Annotated in this window: 18 protein-coding genes; 8 read left to right on the top strand and 10 right to left on the bottom strand. The window is 61.6% G+C overall.

Annotation, left to right across the window (positions count from 1 at the left end):
* Positions 1–39 precede the first annotated feature (39 nt).
* The 6 genes from ispF to rpoS all read left to right on the top strand — a co-directional run bounded on the left by ispF (position 40) and on the right by rpoS (position 5,138).
* Positions 40–513, top strand: a complete 474-nt coding sequence (ispF, locus tag NTD80_RS18075; protein WP_012722614.1) for a 2-C-methyl-D-erythritol 2,4-cyclodiphosphate synthase — start codon at positions 40–42, stop codon at positions 511–513.
* Positions 510–1,568, top strand: coding sequence for a tRNA pseudouridine(13) synthase TruD (gene truD, locus NTD80_RS18070; protein ID WP_262134467.1), 1,059 nt, complete (start codon positions 510–512; stop codon positions 1,566–1,568). Before ispF ends, truD begins: the two co-directional genes overlap by 4 nt.
* Entirely contained in the window at positions 1,556–2,305 is a 750-nt protein-coding gene (surE, locus tag NTD80_RS18065) for a 5'/3'-nucleotidase SurE (RefSeq protein ID WP_065903045.1), read from the top strand. Before truD ends, surE begins: the two co-directional genes overlap by 13 nt.
* Positions 2,306–2,346: 41 nt before the next feature.
* Positions 2,347–2,982 (top strand): protein-L-isoaspartate(D-aspartate) O-methyltransferase, encoded by a 636-nt coding sequence (locus NTD80_RS18060; RefSeq protein ID WP_177343936.1) that lies wholly within the window; start codon positions 2,347–2,349, stop codon positions 2,980–2,982.
* Positions 2,983–3,190: 208 nt separating this feature from the next.
* Positions 3,191–4,027 (top strand): peptidoglycan DD-metalloendopeptidase family protein, encoded by an 837-nt coding sequence (locus NTD80_RS18055; protein ID WP_065903043.1) that lies wholly within the window; start codon positions 3,191–3,193, stop codon positions 4,025–4,027.
* Positions 4,028–4,133: 106 nt separating this feature from the next.
* Positions 4,134–5,138 (top strand): RNA polymerase sigma factor RpoS, encoded by a 1,005-nt coding sequence (gene rpoS / locus NTD80_RS18050; RefSeq protein WP_025855149.1) that lies wholly within the window; start codon positions 4,134–4,136, stop codon positions 5,136–5,138.
* Positions 5,139–5,335: 197 nt separating this feature from the next.
* Here rpoS and NTD80_RS18045 read toward each other — a convergent pair whose 3' ends face one another.
* Positions 5,336–5,545: a cold-shock protein gene (locus NTD80_RS18045; RefSeq protein WP_002554837.1), complete on the bottom strand. Its 210-nt coding sequence runs from the start codon at positions 5,543–5,545 to the stop codon at positions 5,336–5,338.
* A 389-nt stretch (positions 5,546–5,934) separates the two neighbouring features.
* Between NTD80_RS18045 and dcd the strand changes: the two genes are divergently transcribed.
* Positions 5,935–6,501, top strand: a complete 567-nt coding sequence (gene dcd, locus NTD80_RS18040) for a dCTP deaminase (protein ID WP_065903042.1) — start codon at positions 5,935–5,937, stop codon at positions 6,499–6,501.
* A 108-nt stretch (positions 6,502–6,609) separates the two neighbouring features.
* Positions 6,610–6,807 carry a hypothetical protein gene (locus tag NTD80_RS18035; protein ID WP_010212420.1) on the top strand — a complete coding sequence of 66 codons (198 nt, stop codon included), beginning with the start codon at positions 6,610–6,612 and terminating at the stop codon, positions 6,805–6,807.
* A 15-nt stretch (positions 6,808–6,822) separates the two neighbouring features.
* Here the strand turns inward: NTD80_RS18035 and pdeM are convergent, their stop codons facing one another.
* The 9 genes from pdeM to NTD80_RS17990 form a co-directional block, all read right to left on the bottom strand.
* Positions 6,823–7,473, bottom strand: a complete 651-nt coding sequence (gene pdeM, locus NTD80_RS18030) for a ligase-associated DNA damage response endonuclease PdeM (RefSeq protein ID WP_262134466.1) — start codon at positions 7,471–7,473, stop codon at positions 6,823–6,825.
* Entirely contained in the window at positions 7,473–9,953 is a 2,481-nt protein-coding gene (locus NTD80_RS18025; protein ID WP_262134465.1) for a ligase-associated DNA damage response DEXH box helicase, read from the bottom strand. Before NTD80_RS18025 ends, pdeM begins: the two co-directional genes overlap by 1 nt.
* Positions 9,954–10,107: 154 nt before the next feature.
* Complete coding sequence (locus NTD80_RS18020) at positions 10,108–10,872, bottom strand: ABC transporter ATP-binding protein (RefSeq protein ID WP_065903037.1); 765 nt, start codon at positions 10,870–10,872, stop codon at positions 10,108–10,110.
* 13 nt (positions 10,873–10,885) lie between these two features.
* Positions 10,886–12,004 carry a succinylglutamate desuccinylase/aspartoacylase family protein gene (locus NTD80_RS18015; protein WP_262134464.1) on the bottom strand — a complete coding sequence of 373 codons (1,119 nt, stop codon included), beginning with the start codon at positions 12,002–12,004 and terminating at the stop codon, positions 10,886–10,888.
* Between the two features lie 9 nt (positions 12,005–12,013).
* Positions 12,014–12,724 carry an ABC transporter permease gene (locus tag NTD80_RS18010; protein WP_065903025.1) on the bottom strand — a complete coding sequence of 237 codons (711 nt, stop codon included), beginning with the start codon at positions 12,722–12,724 and terminating at the stop codon, positions 12,014–12,016.
* Positions 12,721–13,449: an ABC transporter permease gene (locus tag NTD80_RS18005; protein ID WP_262134463.1), complete on the bottom strand. Its 729-nt coding sequence runs from the start codon at positions 13,447–13,449 to the stop codon at positions 12,721–12,723. The genes NTD80_RS18010 and NTD80_RS18005 overlap by 4 nt, the downstream gene beginning before the upstream one ends.
* A gap of 60 nt (positions 13,450–13,509) precedes the next feature.
* Entirely contained in the window at positions 13,510–14,289 is a 780-nt protein-coding gene (locus tag NTD80_RS18000; RefSeq protein WP_065903021.1) for a transporter substrate-binding domain-containing protein, read from the bottom strand.
* Positions 14,290–14,604: 315 nt separating this feature from the next.
* A complete protein-coding gene (locus NTD80_RS17995; RefSeq protein ID WP_262134462.1) occupies positions 14,605–16,245 on the bottom strand; it encodes an ATP-dependent DNA ligase in 1,641 nt (546 codons plus the stop codon).
* A complete protein-coding gene (locus tag NTD80_RS17990; protein ID WP_065903019.1) occupies positions 16,242–17,246 on the bottom strand; it encodes a ligase-associated DNA damage response exonuclease in 1,005 nt (334 codons plus the stop codon). The genes NTD80_RS17995 and NTD80_RS17990 overlap by 4 nt, the downstream gene beginning before the upstream one ends.
* Positions 17,247–17,307 lie beyond the last annotated feature (61 nt).

The following is a 17,307-nucleotide window of genomic DNA, read 5'->3' as shown; positions in this document are numbered from 1 at the left end:
GGTAGAATCACGCCCTGAATTAAATCGGGGCGTTTTTTTATGCGTATTGGCCACGGCTACGATGTGCACCGTTTCGCTGAAGGCGATTTCATCACCCTGGGCGGCGTGCGCATTGCACACCACCATGGGTTGCTGGCTCATTCCGACGGCGACGTTGTCTTGCATGCCTTGAGCGATGCCTTGCTCGGTGCAGCGGCGTTGGGCGATATCGGCAAGCACTTTCCGGACACCGACCCCACCTTCAAGGGGGCGGACAGCCGCGTGTTGCTGCGCCATGTGGTCGGCCTGATCCACGCCAAGGGCTGGAAGGTCGGCAACGTCGACAACACCATCGTGGCCCAGGCGCCGAAAATGGCCCCGCATATCGAATCGATGCGCGCGCTGATTGCCGCAGACCTGCAAATTGAATTGGATCAAGTCAACGTGAAAGCCACCACCACCGAAAAGCTCGGGTTTACCGGTCGTGAAGAGGGCATCGCGGTGCACTCCGTCGCCTTGTTGCTGCGCGCATGAATGACCTGCAACTGCTGGGCCCACGGGCCTACGGCGAGGCCTTGGGCAGCGCGGTCCTCAAGGCCACGGCGGAAGATTTCCAGGTGGACGAGGTGCTGGACATCCCGCTGAGCGGCGAGGGCGAGCACCTGTGGCTGTGGGTGGAAAAGCGCGGTCTGAATACCGAAGAAGCTGCGCGGCGGATTGCCAAGGCCGCTGGCGTGCCGTTGCGCACCGTCAGCTATGCCGGGCTTAAGGACCGCCAGGCGTTGACCCGCCAATGGTTCAGCGTGCAACTGCCGGGCAAGGCCGACCCGGACATGAGCGGCGCCGAAAACGACACCCTCAAGATCCTCAAGACCGGTCGGCATAAACGCAAGCTGCAGCGGGGCGCGCATTCGGCCAACGGTTTCACCTTGCGCCTGACCCAGTTGGACGGTGATACCGCCGCCATCGACGCGCGGTTGCAACTGATTGCCCAACACGGCATTCCGAACTACTTCGGCGCGCAGCGCTTTGGCCACAATGGCGGCAACCTCGCCGACGCCCGCGAATGGGCGGCGCGCAGGGCCTTGCCGGAACAGCGCAATGTGCGTTCGCGCTTGCTGTCTACTGCGCGCAGCTACCTGTTCAACAAAGTCCTGGCAGCCCGTGTGGCCGATGGTTCGTGGCAGAAGGCCCAGGTCGGCGACCTGCTGGCGTTCACCGACAGTCGCAGCTTTTTTCCGGCGGGGGAGGCTGAATGCAGCGACCCGCGCCTGGCGATTCTGGACCTGCACCCCACCGGCCCACAGTGGGGCGAGGGCGACTCACCGGCGGCGGGTGCCACCCACGCGTTGGAACAGGCGATTGCCGCCGAAGAAGCTGACCTGCGCGATTGGCTGGTGAAAGCCGGCATGAGCCAGGAACGTCGCATTCTGCGACTGCCCATTGGCGGGTTGACGTGGCATTATCCCTCGCTGGACATTCTGCAATTGGAATTCGTCCTGCCGGCCGGATGCTTCGCCACTGTCTTGGTGCGCGAGCTTGTTGATCTGGTGCCGGTGGGGCAGACGGACAACCCATGCGTATTCTGATATCAAACGATGACGGTGCCACCGCACCCGGGCTTGCCGCGCTCTATGCTGCGCTGCAGGATTATGCCGAGTGTGTGGTGGTCGCCCCCGACCAGGACAAAAGCGGCGCCAGCAGCTCGCTGACGCTCGACCGTCCGCTGCACCCGCAGGTCCTGGCCAATGGCTTTATCAGCGTCAACGGTACCCCTACCGACTGCGTGCACCTGGCGATCAACAGCCTGCTGGACCAGGAACCGGACCTGGTGGTGTCGGGCATCAACCTCGGGGCGAACCTGGGCGATGACGTGCTGTATTCCGGTACCGTGGCGGCGGCCCTTGAAGGGCGCTTCCTGGGGCGTACCGCGTTCGCTTTTTCGTTTGCCTCGCGCCAATTGGACAACCTGCCCACTGCCGCCTATTTCGCGCGCAAGCTGGTGGAGGCCCATGGTTCCCTCGACCTGCCGCCACGCACGGTGCTCAACGTCAATATTCCCAACTTGCCCCTCGACCATATTCGCGGCATCCAGCTGACGCGCCTGGGCCATCGCGCCCGTGCGGCAGCGCCATTGAAGGTGGTCGACCCGCGTGGCAAGGAAGGCTACTGGATCGCCGCTGCGGGCGACGCTGAAGATGGCGGCCCAGGCACGGACTTTCATGCGGTGATGCAAGGTTATGTTTCGATTACCCCGTTGCAACTTGATCGCACCTTCAGTGATGCCTTCAGTGGTCTCGATGGATGGCTGGAGGGCCTGCGCTGATGGCTCGTGAACAAGACGACCTGCTGCGCCGTGGCATCGGGATGACGTCCCAGCGCACCCGCGAGCGTTTGATCCAGCGCCTGTACGAGGAAGGCTTGTCCAACGCCCAGGTGCTGGAAGTGATCCGGCGCACGCCTCGGCATCTGTTTGTCGACGAGGCCCTGGCCCACCGTGCCTATGAAGACACGGCATTGCCGATCGGCCATAACCAGACCATCTCCCAGCCTTATATGGTGGCTCGCATGAGCGAGCTGCTGCTGGCCGCCGGGCCGTTGGACAAGGTGCTGGAAATCGGCACTGGCTCCGGCTACCAGACCGCGGTACTGGCGCAACTGGTGGAGCGGGTGTTCTCGGTGGAGCGCATCAAGGTGCTGCAGGACCGCGCCAAGGAACGCCTGGTGGAGCTGAACCTGCGCAACGTGGTGTTCCGCTGGGGTGATGGCTGGGAAGGCTGGCCGGCGCTGGCGCCGTATAACGGCATCATCGTCACCGCCGTGGCCACGGATGTGCCGCAAGCGTTGCTCGACCAACTCGCGCCGGGCGGCCGCCTGGTGATCCCGGTGGGTTCCGGCGAAGTGCAACAATTGATGCTCATTATCCGTGAGGACGACGGCTTTTCCCGGCATGTGCTGGGGGCCGTGCGATTCGTACCGTTGCTGAACGGCCCGCTGGCCTGATCATTTGTTCATGGGCAGTGAATTCTGCGGGTGAGGATGTGTCTTACGGCGGGGTTCATCGAGTCAACAAGATGAGCGGCGGCATTCAACAGGATGAATTTTTCGTTTCAGTCGTGTGCCGGTAAAAAGCCAATGCCCAGTTATACTTGCGTCATATTTCAAGCCTGATACAGGCGTTCATGTTCAGCCACCACAAAGGGAGCGGCGGGTGAGTCTCACAGGTCTTGCGCAGCGTATGAGTAAAACAAGCTTTCAGCGACTGGTGCTTGGCCTTGTCTTGAGTTCCCTGTTGGCGGCGTGCTCCAGCTCGCCAAGCAGCGGCGCGCGGGTGGTTGACCGTAATAGCGCAGTGCCGCAAAAGCCGACGGTCACCACTGGCCAGTACGTGGTTCGCAAAGGCGACACACTGTTCTCGATTGCCTTCCGCTATGGCTGGGACTACAAGGCGCTTGCAGCTCGCAACAATATTCCTGTGCCGTATACGATACATCCGGGTCAGACCATTCGCTTCGATGGCCGCACCGGTTCAACGCCTACGGCAGTGGTGACAAACAGCGGATCTTCGCCGTCGTCTTCGAGCAAGACCACCATCATCACCCGGCCTGCAGGCACCGCCGCGCCTACGGTTGCGAGCAAGCCGGCACCCGCGCCGCTGCCGCCGGCAGGGCCTGCACCGACCGGTTGGGGGTGGCCTTCAAACGGGGTATTGATTGGAAAATTCTCTTCAAACGGTAGTTTGAATAAAGGCATTGATATCGCCGGAGATTTGGGACAGCCTGTTTTAGCTGCGTCTGATGGGACAGTGGTGTACGCCGGGAGTGGTTTACGGGGCTACGGCGAGCTGGTCATCATCAAACACAGCGATACCTACGTCAGTGCCTACGGTCACAACCGCAGGCTGTTGGTTCGGGAGGGGCAGCAGGTCAAAGTCGGACAGACAATTGCCGAAATGGGGTCAACTGGTACAGACCGGGTGAAACTGCACTTTGAGATTCGCCGTCAGGGGAAGCCCGTAGATCCGCTGCAATTCCTGCCCCGTCGTTGATGTGTTGCACAGCCTGTTCCCTCACGTAGAAGGAACAGGCTCCAGCGTTGCCAAGGATAAAGGCGTCGCTTGAGCTTGAGGTCGAACTCACCAAAGGACTATAACAATGGCTCTCAGTAAAGAAGCGCCGGAGTTTGACATCGACGATGAGGTTCTCCTTATGGAGACCGGTATCGCTACGGAATCGATGTCGAATGAGGGACCTGCTGTACCTTCAGTTCGTACCAAATCCAAGAACTCCACCGCGTTAAAGCAACACAAATACATTGACTACACCCGGGCGCTCGACGCGACCCAGCTGTACCTCAATGAAATCGGCTTTTCCCCCCTGCTGACCCCCGAAGAAGAAGTCCATTTTGCGCGCTTGTCGCAAAAGGGCGATCCGGCTGGGCGCAAGCGCATGATTGAAAGCAACCTGCGACTGGTGGTGAAAATCGCCCGACGCTACGTTAATCGTGGGCTGTCGCTGTTGGACCTGATCGAGGAAGGCAACCTGGGCTTGATCCGGGCGGTGGAGAAGTTCGACCCTGAGCGGGGCTTCCGCTTCTCAACCTATGCCACCTGGTGGATTCGCCAGACCATCGAACGGGCGATCATGAATCAGACCCGCACGATCCGGCTGCCGATCCATGTGGTCAAGGAGCTCAACGTCTACCTGCGGGCGGCGCGTGAGCTGACACAAAAACTCGATCATGAACCCTCGCCCGAAGAAATCGCCAACCTGCTGGAAAAACCGGTAGGGGAGGTCAAGCGCATGCTGGGCCTTAACGAGCGGGTGTCTTCGGTCGACGTCTCGCTGGGTCCGGATTCGGATAAAACCCTGCTGGACACCCTGACGGATGATCGTCCTACGGATCCTTGCGAACTGTTGCAGGACGATGATCTGTCCCAAAGCATTGACCAGTGGTTGTCGGAGCTTACGGACAAGCAGCGCGAGGTGGTGATCCGCCGCTTCGGCCTGCGTGGCCACGAGAGCAGCACCCTGGAGGATGTAGGCCTGGAGATCGGCCTGACCCGTGAGCGGGTGCGGCAGATCCAGGTAGAAGGGCTCAAGCGCTTGCGTGAGATCCTGGAGAAGAATGGCTTGTCGAGTGAGTCGTTGTTCCAATAAGCGACGCAGGACGAAATGTGGGAGCGGGCTTGCTCGCGAATGCGCAGTATCAGTAGGCAGACGTGCTGACTGATCCAGCGCTTTCGCAAGCAAGCCCGCTCCCACATTGCTTTGTGCACGGCATCACAGCACCAAATTGCGGGCATAAAAAAACCCCGCTTTTGAGGGCGGGGTTTTTTCGACTAAGTCAGTACAAGTTAGATAACTTGAACTTCTTCAGCTTGCATGCCTTTCTGACCGCGGGTAGCGATGAAAGAAACCTGTTGGCCTTCTTTCAGGCTTTTGAAGCCGTCGGATTGGATAGCTTTGAAGTGAACGAACAGGTCGTCACCGGATTGTGGAGTGATGAAGCCGAAGCCTTTTTCATCGTTGAACCACTTAACGGTACCAGTTTGGCGATTAGACATGGTGTATCTCCTTGGACAAAGTTAACTGCGACTCAGGAAAAGCCCTGGCCGAGACTGAGTGCAAAGAGCAGGAAAAATTCTTGGAGATGGTTGGATCGAAATTCAACATATCGTGTAGAGATTCTCAGTGACACAAGCAGCACAGTGGCGCCACCTTAACCCTTTTTCCGGGACGTGCCAATGGTATTTCCGAAGGTTTCTCTATTTTCGTGACTGGCGGTGGTATTTACCGCCACCAGCGCCTGCAACCCGGGTCCCGGCCCCGCTGGCCGCGACTTACAGGAGCGTGCGCATTCATCAACAAATCCCCCACGCCCTTTGAACCCCAACGCTGGCCCCGGTAAGATGCCCCACAGAATTTTTCCACCTCGCTATTCAGGACACCCGCCATGAGCATCAAATCGGACAAGTGGATTCGCCGCATGGCGCAAGAGCACGGCATGATCGAGCCCTTCGTAGAGCGCCAGATGCGTGGCGAAGGCGCTGAACGCCTGATTTCCTACGGGGTTTCCAGCTACGGCTACGATGTGCGTTGCGCCGATGAATTCAAGGTGTTCACCAATATCAATTCGGCGACCGTCGATCCGAAAAACTTCGACGAAAAAAGCTTCGTGGACGTGAAGAGCGACGTGTGCATCATCCCGCCAAACTCCTTCGCCCTGGCGCGTACCGTGGAGTTTTTCCGCATTCCGCGCGACGTGCTGACCATCTGCCTGGGCAAGAGCACCTACGCTCGCTGCGGCATTATCGTCAACGTGACGCCGCTCGAGCCTGAGTGGGAAGGTCACGTGACCCTGGAGTTCTCCAATACCACCACGCTGCCGGCGAAGATCTACGCCAACGAAGGCGTGGCGCAGATGCTGTTCCTGCAGTCCGACGAGGCCTGTGAAGTGTCCTACAAGGACCGTGGCGGCAAGTACCAGGGCCAGCGTGGCGTGACCTTGCCGCGCGCTTGATCGAAAGGTCCTACACGCCAAGGGAATTAGTCTGCGGAAAGTGACTCTATTGGGTGTACTGCCTCGGCGCGTGCAAGACGCGCCGGGCCACGCTTGAGGAGTACTTTTATGAAGATCGACCCGCGAATCAGCGCCGAACTTGCCCGGCTTGAACCCAACCAGATTGGTGTTCTGGCCTGGTCCCTGATGGCCGATCCCGCCTACGCAGGCGGCATCCCCGGCCAACCCGAGCCGGATTACCCCCAGCCGACCGAGCCCGGTGAACCAACCCTTCCGGACGAGCCACCGCCCGCGCCTGTCGCCTGATAACTGGGAGGCCGGTCAACGCACTGGCCATACCTCGTGATCACCGATCACAAAGATCCGGTGGTCATTGTCCTGCTCCACCGCATAACCCCCCGTAAATGCCCCGAACGCCGGCAACAGGCTGACGAGGCTTCCCAGCTGGAAGCACGGCAGGCGCAAGCGTTGCCGGCCTTTGCCGCGCAGGTGATATACCGGGTGCACATGCCCTGCGAGTACATGGTGGCTGGCATGCGCATCCGGTTCGTGTTGCAGTGCGAATGGTCCCATCAGCAGCGGCTCCGCGACCACCTCGATGTCCAAGTCCGCCGGCGGGTCGCCTGCGCGCTTGTCGTGATTGCCGCGAATCAAGGTCAGGTGCAGCCCTGTATGGCGTTCACGCCACGCCCGCAAGGCGCCCAGCGTGCCACTCGCATGCGAGCCGGGGCCGTGCAGGAAGTCGCCCAGGAAGATCACGCGCGTGCAGGTAAAGGCCGCTAACAGCCGATCCAGTCGTTGCAGGTTCTCGGTGGTAGTCCCTTGCGGCACCGGTTGCCCGAGGCTGCGGTAGGCCGAGGCCTTGCCGAAATGCGCATCGGCGATCAGCAAACACTGGTGCGCAGGCCAATACACGGCCTTGTCCGCCAGCAGCCATAACGTTTCACCTTCCAATTGCACGGTGTAATACATCAAGCCTTCCCGTTATCCGCGACTTTCTCCAGGTCCTTGACCATCCGCGCGATGCGCTCGGAGAGTTTTTCCGAACTCATGCTTTCACGCATCCGTTCCACCAACAGCGGAAAGGCCAGCGGCGTCGGCCGTTCGATCACGTGTAAGTCCAGTTGCAGCGCTGACAGACGCCGCAGTGTCTGTTCCAGCCGACGAATATCCAACTCATCACGCAGGACTTCTTCCCCGGCCTGGGTCAGCAACAGGTTCTGCGGGTCATATTGCTTGAATACCTCAAAGAACAGTCCGCTGGACGCCTGCACCTGGCGTGTACTTTTCGGCGCGCCGGGGTATCCGGCAAACACCAGTCCGGCGATCCGCGCAATCTCGCGAAAGCGGCGCAGGGCGAGTTCGCCGGCGTTCAGGCTGGCCACGACGTCGGCCAGCAAGTCTGCCGGGCTCAGCAATGCTTCGTTCAGCAGGGCAGGCCACTCCACCGGCGTCGCGCTCAGCAGCTCCAAGCCGTAATCATTCACTGCAATCGAGAAGGTCACGGGTTGGCGTTGGCTGACCCGCCATGCCAACAGGCTCGCCAGGCCCAAGTGCACCTGGCGCCCGGCAAACGGGTAGAGAAACAGGTGCCACCCCTCGCGGGACTTCAGGGCTTCGGCCAACAACCCGTCGTGCGTCGGCAGGCCGGACCAGCGCAACTGCGTCTGCAACAAGGGTTGCACCGCGCGCATTTCCGGGCCGTCGTAGTGCCCGCGCGCCGCAGCGTCGAAGCGTTCCACCACGGCTTGCGCCAACTCGTTGGAAAGCGGCATGCGCCCGCCATTCCAGCGTGGCACTGCGGCTTTTTTGGCGCTGCTGCGACGTACATAGGCGGTCATGTTTTCCACCCGGACCAGCTCGAGCAAGCGCCCGGCAAACAGGAACCCATCACCCGGCTTGAGGCGCGCGATGAAGCCTTCTTCGACACTGCCGAGGTTCTTGCCGCCGCCGCCCTTGCTCCAGAATTTCAGCTGGATGCTGGCGTCGCTGACAATGGTGCCCACGCTCATGCGATGCCGGCGCGCGAGCCTGGCGTCGGGGACGCGCCAGATGCCGTGTTCGTCGGGCTCCACGCGGCGATAGTCCGGGTAGGCGGTCAGCGACAACCCGCCATGGCGCACAAAGCCCAGGGCCCAGGCCCAGTCGGCCTCGGTCAGGTCGCGATAGGCCCAGGCACCGCGCACTTCCGCCAGCAACGCATCGGGGGTGAAGCCACCGCCCAGTGCCATGCTCACCAAGTGCTGTACGAGTACATCCAACGGCTTGTGCGGCGATCCCCGCGCTTCGATGTGCCGCTGCGCAATGGCATCCTGGGCTGCGGCGGCTTCCACCAGTTCCAGGCTGTGGGTCGGCACCAGCGTCACCCGCGATGGCCGCCCCGGCGCGTGGCCCGAGCGCCCGGCGCGTTGCATCAGCCGCGCCACGCCTTTGGCCGAGCCAATCTGCAGTACTCGTTCCACCGGCAAAAAATCCACCCCCAGGTCCAGGCTCGAGGTGCACACCACGGCCTTGAGCTGCCCGTCCTTGAGTGCGCGCTCGACCCAGTCGCGCGTCTCCCGGGACAGTGAGCCATGGTGCAGGGCAATCAAGCCGGCCCAGTCCGGGCGCGCCTCGAGCAACGCCTGGTACCAGATTTCCGATTGCGCGCGGGTGTTGGTGAATACCAGGCAACTGCTGCTGGTTTCCACTTCGGCCACTACCTGCGGCAACATTTTCAAGCCGATATGCCCGGCCCAGGGGAAGCGTTCCGCGACGGGCGGCAACAAGGTGTCGACCAACAGCTGCTTGGCTGTCTGCCCCTGCACGTTGATCCCGCCACCTTGTGGAACCAATACCTCCAAGGCGTGAGCCTGATTACCCAGCGTTGCCGAAATCCCCCATACCATCAGCTCGGGATGCCAAAGCCGCAGCCGTGCCAGCGCCAGCTGCAGTTGCACGCCGCGCTTGTTGCCGATCAGCTCATGCCATTCATCCACCACCACCATGCGCAGGTGCGCCAGGCTCACTTCGCTGTCCGCGCGGGCGAGCATCAGGGTCAGGCTTTCCGGGGTGGTGACCAGTGCGGTGGGTTGTCGGCGTGTCTGGCGGGCACGCTCGCTGCTGCTGGTATCGCCGGTGCGCAGGCCGATGCTCCAGGGAATCTGCAAGGCCTCAAGCGGTGCTTCGAGTGCGCGGGCGGTATCGGCGGCCAACGCCCGCATGGGCGTGATCCACAGCACCGTCAGTGGCTCTGCGGGCGCTTTGCGCTTGCCGCTGGCCGGCGGGCGAGTGATGGCGAAGCGATTCAGGGCGGCAAACCACAGCGCATAGGTTTTGCCCGCACCAGTGCTGGCATGCAGCAAGCCGGACTGGCCTGCCTTGACGGCAGCCCACACGGCTTTCTGGAAGGCGAACGGTTTCCAGCCCTTGGTGGCGAACCATATTTTGGCGAAGTCGTGGGGTTTTGCCATGCGACGGCTGACACTCTGGAAGGCCTATTCCACAGACCTTCACCGAGCATCAAAGGTTTAACGCAATCCTTGCAGGCGCGTCGCACCGCTGCGAGGGTGGCGCAAAGATCGCCGCAGTGCTCAGGGCCCTATCGCCAGGCCGGTTCCTATACGTTTATTTCAGGTTGCCGCTGAGAAATTGCTGCAGCCGCTCGCTTTTCGGATTGCCCAGCACATCCGCCGGTGCACCTTGCTCTTCCACCAGGCCCTTGTGCAGGAACAGCACTTGGCTCGACACCTTGCGCGCGAAGCTCATCTCATGGGTCACCATGATCATGGTGCGGCCTTCCTCGGCCAGGCCCTGGATCACCTTCAATACCTCGCCCACCAGCTCCGGGTCGAGGGCTGAGGTAGGCTCGTCAAACAGCATCACTTCCGGCTCCATGGCCAGGGCGCGGGCGATGGCCACCCGTTGCTGCTGCCCACCGGAGAGAAAGGCCGGGTATTGATCGGCCACGCGTGCCGGCAGGCCGACCTTGTCGAGGTAGCGACGGGCGCGGTCTTCGGCGTCCTTCTTGCTGCAACCCAGCACCCGGCGCGGGGCCATGGTGATGTTTTCCAGCACGCTCATGTGGCTCCACAGGTTGAAGTGCTGGAACACCATCGCCAGGCGTGTGCGCAGGCGCTGCAGTTCGGCATCGTCAGCCACGCGCATGCCATGGCGGTCGCTGACCATGCGGATCGGCTGGCCATCGAGGGTCATGGCGCCGTCGTTGGGGGTTTCCAGGAAGTTGATGCAGCGCAAAAAGGTGCTCTTGCCCGAACCGCTGGCGCCGATCAGGCTGATCACGTCACCGGTCTTGGCCTTGAGCGAGACACCTTTGAGCACTTCATTGTCGCCATAGCTTTTATGCAGGCCTTCAACGGTCAATTTGTACATGGGGCGTGCATCCTCAAGGCGAAAGTAGATAGCCGCTACGGTAGGCCTCTGAGCCGGCGACATGGCCGATGACCATCCCGGCAGTGGCCATACGGCGTAGCGAACGGGCGTAAAGCAGGCCGGCCTTCTGGCAGTGCACAGGCGTTACGCGGTCGGTAATGGGGTCGATGATGTCGGCGATCAGTTGCCCGGCCTCCAGGTATTCCCCCGGCAGGGCGCTGAACACCAGCAGGCCGCCGACCGGTGTCGCCACCGGTTCGACGCCTGCCAGCGGCGTGGCGGGGTAGGGCAGCGCCGGCAGTGGAGCGGCTTCGCCCTCGATCGCGCCGAAGTGGATCAGGTAGTCGATGATTGCCTGGCAATCGAGGCTGGCCAGGCCATGGTTGACGTCGCCCTGGCCACGCAGCTCGACGGTGACGGAAAAGCTGCCCATCGGGATCGGGAAGCGCTCGCCGAAACGCTGCTGCAATTGCCACCACACCAGGGTGAAACACTCATCGAAGGATTGCCCGCCGGAATCGGTGGCGAGCAAGTTGGCTTCCGAGCCGAGATAGCGCGCCAGCGGCTCGACCTGCGGCCACGCCTCGGGCGTGGTGTACAGATGCGCCACGGCTTCGAAATCGCAATGCAGGTCGAGCACCATGTCGGCGTCGCAGGCCAGGCGTTGCAGCACCAGGCGCTGGGAGTGCAGCTGGGTCTCGGCGGTTTGCGCGGCGAGGGCGTTGGACAGCGCGGTGCGGATCAGTTCGACGTTGTGTCGCGGATCATCCCCGAGCAATGCCTCGACCTGGTTACCCACCGCGTCACTGAGGTCGACAAACAAGCGATTGAAGTTCTGCCCGCTTTCCAGCTCGTAGCGGCCCAGCGGAATATCCATCAACACCTGTTCCAGGCCCACCGGGTTGGCGACCGGCACCAGCACGATTTCGCTGCGCAGGCGCCCGGCGGCCGCCAGTTGCGCCAGGCGCAGCTTGAGGTGCCAGGCCACCAGCATGCCGGGCATTTCATCGGCGTGCAGCGACGACTGGATGTAGATCTTGCCTTCAGCCTGTTCCGGGCCGAAGTGGAAACTGTGAATCTGCCGCGCCGTGCCAGGCACCGGCGCGATCAGTTCATGAACCTGATGACGCATGAAGGCTCCTTAATGACTCGGCCCGAGGAAGGCCAGCCAGCGGCGCTCCGCCAGACGAAACAGGCCGACCAGGGCAAAGGTCACTGTCAGATAGATCAGCGCGGCGATGCCGAAGGATTGGAAAGTCATGTAGGTCGCCGAGTTGGCGTCCCGTGCGACCTTGAGAATGTCGGGCACTGTCGCGGTAAACGCCACGGTGGTCGAGTGCAGCATCAGGATCACTTCATTGCTGTAGTACGGCAACGAGCGACGCAGGGCCGAGGGCATGATCACATACGCATACAACTTCCAGCCGCTGAGGCCATAGGCCTTGGCGGCCTCGACTTCGCCGTGGGCCATGCTGCGGATCGAACCGGCGAAGATCTCGGTGGTGTAGGCGCAGGTGTTGAGGGCGAAGGCCAGGATCGTGCAGTTCATCGCATCGCGAAAGAACGCGTCCAGCACCGGCTGCGCGCGCACCGCGGCGATGCTGTAGATGCCGGTGTAGCAGATCAGCAACTGGATATAGAGCGGCGTGCCACGAAACAGGTAGGTGTAGAACTGCACCGGCCAACGCACCAGGCGATTGCGCGAGACGCGGGCGATGGACAGCGGGATCGAGACCAGGAAACCAATCACCAGCGAGGCGCTGAGCAGCCACATGGTCATTGCCAGCCCGGTGATGTGCTGGCCGTCGCTGTACAGGAAGGGCCGCCAGTATTGCTGCAGGAGTTCGATCATCGCACGGCCTCCCGGGACCCAGCGGAGTAGCGGCGTTCAAGCCGACGCAGGATGAAGTTGGACGCACTGGTGATCAGCAGGTAGATAAACGCCGCGATGACCAGGAAGTAAAACAGTTGATATGTGCTCTTGCCGGCATCCTGGGCGGCCTTGACCAGGTCCGCGAGACCGATGATCGATACCAGCGCCGTGGCCTTGAGCATGACCATCCAGTTATTGCCGATGCCCGGCAGGGCAAAACGCATCATCTGCGGAAAGGTCACGAAGCGAAACCGCTGCCCGCGACTCAGCCCGTAGGCGGTTGCAGCTTCCAACTGGCCACGCGGGACCGCGAGGATCGCGCCGCGAAATGTCTCGGTGAAGTAGGCACCGTAGATGAAGCCCAGGGTGATCACCCCGGCGCTGAATGGGTCGATCTCGATGTAGTCCCATTCCATGAAGTCGGTCAAACCGGTCAGCCAGATTTGCAGGCTGTAGAAAATCAGCAGCATCAGTACCAGGTCAGGTACGCCGCGAATCAAGGTGGTGTAGAGCTGGGCGGGAATACGGATCAAGCTGACGCTGGACAGTTTCGCGCTGGCCCCAATCAGGCCGAGCAGGACACTGACAGCCAGGGAGGCGACCGAGAGTTTTACGGTCATCCACGTCCCTTGGAGCAACAGCGGGCCGAACCCCTTCAAACTGAAGGCGCCCAGCCCCAGGGTTTGCAAAAGATCTTCAAACATGAATTCAGGACCTAATGGCGATAAAAAAGCGCCCACCGCAAACCGGTGGGCGCCAGGGTGTTATTTACCGCTGTAGAGGTTCAGATCGCCGAAGTGTTTCTTCTGGATGGTGGCGTAGGTGCCATCATCGTGTAACGCTTTGATACCTTTATCGAGCAAGGCCTTGAGGTCTTTGTTACCTTTTTTGATACCGACCGCAGTTTTCGACGGCAGCAGAGGGTCGTCGATAGCCTTGCTGACTTCGTAGTCAGCGCCGGCCGGCGACTTCAAGAAGCCCAGTTCGGCTTGCAGCATGTCCTGCACGGACGCATCCAGACGGCCGGAGGTCAGGTCGGCGTACACCTGGTCCTGGTTGGCATAGGCCTTGGTGGTCACACCGGCTTTGTCCAGCACAGCCTTGGCGTAGGCTTCCTGGATAGTGCCTTGCTCGTAGCCCACTGATTTGCCCTTGAGGGACTCAGGCGTGGAGTAGTTCGCGCCTTTTTTGAACACCAGGGAGGTCGGGCCGGAGAACAGCTCGCTGGAGAAGTCGATCGCCTTCTCACGGGCTTCGGTCACGGTCATCGACGAAATCACGCCGTCGAATTTGTTGGCGTTCAGGCCTGGAATCATGCCGTCGAAGTCACTTTCGACCCACTTGCACTTCACTTTCAGCTCGGCGCAGATTGCATTGCCCAGGTCGATATCGAAGCCCACCAGGCTGCCGTCGGCGGCCTTGGATTCGAATGGCGCGTAGGACGGATCGACACCAAAACGCAGTTCCTTGTATTCCTTGGCCAACGCAGTACCAGCGGCCATGCACAGAGCCAGTGCAGAAAGGGTCAGCAATGCTTTTTTCATTATGTAATCCCTGGAAACCAAGATAAGCGCTTGTGGCGCGTTTAGGACTGTTACTGAACGGTGTCAGACGCAACACAAGTAGCAATTTCTGCACCATAGTTCCGAATGGTCGTTTTAAAAGGTGGGAAGAGGGAGATCTCAGTGTAGGAGATGCCCGAAAATGGGCACGCAAAAAACAGCGCACCCTTTTGGGGCTGATGCGGATCGAAAACGTGGGAGCTGGCTTGCCGGCGATGGTGGCGGGTCAGCTTATTTATCTGGCACTGATCCGCCGCCATCGCAGGCAAGCCAGCTCCTACAGGGATTTGTGAGTGTTTAGCATCCGGTCAGCAGGTCTTGCAGCGTGGCCAGGTTGTCAGCCTCATCCACCGCCTTGTCCTGCCGCCACCGCAACATCCTCGGAAACCGCACCGCGATCCCACTTTTATGCCGCTTGGACAGGGCAATGCCCTCGAACCCCAGCTCGAACACCATGCTCGGCGTGACACTGCTGACCGGCCCGAATTTTTCTACGGTGGTCTTGCGCACAATCGCGTCGACCTTGCGCATCTCTTCGTCGGTCAGCCCTGAATAGGCCTTGGCGAAGGGCACGAGCGAGCGCTCGCTGCCGGGCGGGCCGTCCCACACGGCGAAGGTGTAGTCGCTATAGAGGCTGGCGCGACGACCATGGCCGCGCTGGGCGTAGATCAACACGGCGTCGACACTGAACGGGTCGACTTTCCACTTCCACCACAGGCCCATGTCCTTGGTGCGACCCACACCGTAAAGGCCTTTGCGCTCCTTGAGCATCATGCCTTCCACGCCCAACTGGCGGGAGGCTTCGCGTTGTTGCGCAAGATCCTGCCAGGTCGCGCCCGTGAGCAGGGGTGATGGAATCAGCACGGGTTGGTTGCACTGGGCGATTACCCGCTCGAGTTGAGCGCGACGTTCGGCCTGGGGCTGGTTGCGCCAGTCGGCGCCCTGGTATTCCAGCAGGTCATAGGCGAGGACGGCGACCGGTGCATCGTCGAGCACCTTTTTGCTCAGGGTCTTGCGGCCAATTCGCTGTTGCAGCAGGGCGAAGGGCTGCACTGCGTCCTTCCACACCACGATTTCGCCGTCGATCACCGTACCATCGGGCAGGCCACTGGTCAGGCTGTGCAGTTCGGGGAAACGCTCGGTGACCAATTCTTCGCCACGCGACCACACCCACAGGCGGCCGTCGCGCTTGACCAGTTGCGCGCGAATGCCATCCCACTTCCATTCCACCTGCCAATCGGCGGGGGAACCGAGCAATGCGTCGAATTGCTCCACCGGTTGCGACAAGCCATGGGCGAGAAAAAACGGATAGGGCTGTCCGCCGCGCTGCGCATGTTCGTCGTCTGATTCTGCGGCGATCAGCTTGAGGTAGCCTTCGGCCGTCGGCCGGTTGGACAGGTCGGTGTAGCCCACCAACCGCTGTGCGACCCGCTTGCTGTCGAGGTCGGCCATTGCGGCGAGTGCACGGGTGACCAGCAATTTGGACACGCCGACGCGAAAGCTGCCGGTGATCAACTTGATGCACACCATCAGGCTCGGTTGATCCAGTTGCGCCCATAACGCCGGCAGGCGCTCGGCCAGGTCCTGAGGCGCCAGGCCGCGCAGCGGCAGGAGCTTTTCTTCCAGCCATACCGCCAGGCCATCCTGCGAGGTGTAGGTAGATTCCGGTAATAGCAGGGAAATGGTCTCGGCCAGGTCGCCGACCGACTGGTAGCTTTCCTCGAACAGCCACGGCTCGATGCCCGCCGCCTCGGTGGCCATGTCCCGCAGCAGGCGCGTCGGCACCAACTGGCGAGGGCGCCCGCCGGACAAAAAATACACCGCCCATGCCGCATCTTCTGCCGGGGCTTGCAGGAAGTACGCTTGCAATGCCGCGAGCTTGGCATTGCTGGACGTGGTGGCGTCAAGATTGGCGTAGAGCTGCGCGAAGGCTTTCATGCCGTGGCCTCTTCTTCGTCATCCCCGTATTCGGTGGTGAAGCCTTGGGCATCCAGGCCTTTTTCCCGCAGGTGGCGCACCAGCACGCCGACCGAACCGTGGGTCACCATCACGCGTTCGGCGCCGGTCTGTTCGATGGCCCACAACAGCCCCGGCCAGTCGGCGTGGTCGGACAGAACAAAGCCACGGTCGACCCCGCGCCGCCGCCGTGTGCCGCGCAGGCGCATCCAGCCACTGGCGAAGGCGTCGCTGTAGTCGCCGAAGCGCTTGATCCAACTGCTGCCGCCGGCGGAGGGCGGGGCGATGATCAGGGCTTGGCGCAGCAGCGGGTCGGTTTTTTTGAAGTCGCCGGCGTAAAGGGTTTCCGGGATATAGATACCCGCTTCGCGGTACACCCGGTTCAGCGGTTCGACCGCGCCATGGCTGAGGATCGGGCCGATGCTGGCGTCGATGCCATGCAGGATGCGCTGGGCCTTGCCGAACGAGTAACAGAACAACACGCTGGCCTTGCCGGCGGCGATATTGGCCTGCCACCAGGCGTTGATCCCGGCAAAGATCTGCGCCTGGGGTTGCCAGCGGTAGATCGGCAGGCCGAAGGTCGACTCGGTGATAAAGGTGTGGCAACGCACGGGCTCGAACGGCGCGCAGGTGCCGTCGGGTTCGACTTTGTAGTCGCCGGAGGCAACCCAGACTTCACCCTGGTATTCCAGACGCACTTGGGCCGAACCGAGTACATGCCCGGCAGGGTGGAAGCTCAGGGTCACGCCGTGGTGGACGAGTTGTTCGCCATAGGCGAGGGTCTGCAGGTTGATGTCCTGGCCCAGGCGCGAACGCAAGATGCCTTCACCGGGGGCGGCGGCAAGGTAGTGCTGGTTGCCGGTGCGGGCATGGTCGCCGTGGGCGTGGGTGATGACCGAACGTTCCACCGGGCGCCAGGGGTCGATGTAGAAATCTCCGGCGGGGCAGTAGAGGCCTTCGGGGCGGGCGATGACAAGGTCCATGGGCGTGCCGGGGGCAATGGGCTTATCAGGTAGGAGGCAGGGGCGGGGCGAGAAGTTCTAT

The sequence above is a fragment of the Pseudomonas sp. 13B_2.1_Bac1 genome, from assembly GCF_025466155.1.
GTDB lineage: Bacteria > Pseudomonadota > Gammaproteobacteria > Pseudomonadales > Pseudomonadaceae > Aquipseudomonas > Aquipseudomonas aylmerensis.
The sequence above is the reverse complement of the archived record's forward strand: the minus strand, read 5'-3'. Positions and strand labels throughout refer to the sequence as shown.